The 1,289-nt window shown below is 43.2% G+C and carries 1 protein-coding gene; it reads left to right on the top strand.

Annotated features, from left to right (window positions below; genetic code table 11):
* Positions 1-60 precede the first annotated feature (60 nt).
* Positions 61-1,089, top strand: coding sequence for a transposase (locus QUA70_RS28460; RefSeq protein ID WP_333351118.1), 1,029 nt, complete (start codon positions 61-63; stop codon positions 1,087-1,089).
* Positions 1,090-1,289 lie beyond the last annotated feature (200 nt).

Consider the following 1,289-nt stretch of genomic DNA (forward strand, 5'->3'; position numbering starts at 1 on the left):
TTAATAATTAAATGGGGTCGCAAAATCAAAAATAAGGGCAATGCTTGTATCACAGTTTAAATGTGCAACAGCTTATTGGGTCATGCTTTGCGTAAGGCGGTGAGTGTGATAGCTGCTGTGCAGGGGAGGGAGCCAGCAGAAATTGCCCATGAAGCAGGTGCACCCATCCTTAATAGTTCCAGCTTAAAAACAGCCTTAGATTTAAACTGGGATAATCCAGTAGAGCGTCAAAATGCACTCTTAATTATCCTAAATAGCTTAGATTCTGTAGAAGAATGGATGCAAAGCCAGTCTGATTGTGATGAGTTTGAAGTGGCTCAACAAACTCTAGATGTTGCCCGATTCATTGAATCCCAAAATGTGACTTTAGACTCTCAAGGAGTGCCTACTCTTGCTAAAGGGGTGGCCAAAGAGCGTCGCATTTCTATTGAGGACGCCGATATGCGACATGGGCGTAAAAGCCGGTCTAAAAAAATAGATGGATATAAACGCCACATCCTCAAAGATTTAGAGAGTGGTGTAGTTTGCGCGGTGGCGTTGACTCGCGCAAATACTCCGGAATCCGCTGCTACAGTTGACCTAGAACGTGACTTAAAATTCCAAAATATTCACCTAGCTGAGTTACATATTGATCGGGCTTATTTATCCAGTCATTGGGTGGTACAACGGGATGATAAATTACAGATATTTTGCAAGGCGTGGCCGGTCAGAAATTCTGGACGGTTTGATAAAAATTCTTTTTTTCTTGACTGGGATACGCATTTAATTAGCTGTCCCAATCAGGTAAGTGTCTCATTTGAACCCCGAAAAACTGTTCATTTTCCTTTGAGTGAATGTGCCATTTGTCCTCTAAGGGAAGACTGCACAAACAGTAAAAGAGGACGTAGTGTATCAATTCATCTTGATGAAGCCTTAATGCAAGAGTTGCGAGCGCGTCAGTCCACTGCTATTGGTCGCCAAGACTTGAGAAAACGTACTACAGTTGAACACTCTCTGGCTCATATTGGGTATTGGCAGGGGAACCGCGCCCGGTATCGAGCGACAGCGGAAAAATCTCTTCGATTTACGCCGAGTCGCTGTTGTCCATAATCTTCATGTCATTGCTCGAATGGCTGAGGTTCTGCCAATTAAACCGGCCGTAGAGTCTAACTCATTGACCGGGTAACTTCATACATCTGTTTTCTTGTCAACTCTTAATACTGAACCGACGCCCTAGGAGCGCACCCGCATCAATTAGTTGTTCAATATGAGCTAGGTTTCTTTTGATATATTGGAGTTGTTTTTTAATT

The sequence above is a fragment of the Microcoleus sp. LAD1_D5 genome (assembly GCF_036702115.1).
Lineage (GTDB): Bacteria > Cyanobacteriota > Cyanobacteriia > Cyanobacteriales > Microcoleaceae > Microcoleus.